Genomic DNA, 429 nt, shown 5'->3' on the forward strand with positions numbered 1-429 from the left:
CTAGGTGTTTTGGATGGTGTCTTTGGCGTCGGTGGCGCGGTCTTTGACGTCGTTGGCTGCGTATTGGCCTTCGGTTTTGACGTTTTGGGCGGCGTCGGTGGCGGTGGCCTTGACGTTTTCCATGGCTTCCTGGGCTGGTTCCTTGAGGTCCTGGGCGACGGTTTTGGCGGCGTCGGTGACCTGGGTGGCCAGGGGTTGGGCTGCGGTTTTGAGTTGGTCCGCGGCTTCGCGTTCTTTTTGGCTGGCGGGGATCAGGGAGGAGATCAGCATGCCGGCGCCGAACGCGATGAGTCCGGCGGCGAGGGGGTTGCCGGCGGTTTTGGCTTTGACCTGGTCCGGGGCGTTGGAGACGGCGGTGCCGGCGTCGGAGAGTTTGGCGGCGACGTTGTCTTTGGCCTCGTGCAGGGTGTCGGCTGCGGAGTGCGTGCC

General features: G+C 64.8%; 1 pseudogene. It reads right to left on the reverse strand.

The features are described 5' to 3' along the window. Positions 1 to 429 (reverse strand): annotated as a pseudogene (locus RM50_RS20930) (DUF3618 domain-containing protein); the annotation flags it as partial.

The sequence above is a fragment of the Pseudarthrobacter phenanthrenivorans genome (genome assembly GCF_000813845.1).
Lineage (GTDB): Bacteria > Actinomycetota > Actinomycetes > Actinomycetales > Micrococcaceae > Arthrobacter > Arthrobacter phenanthrenivorans_B.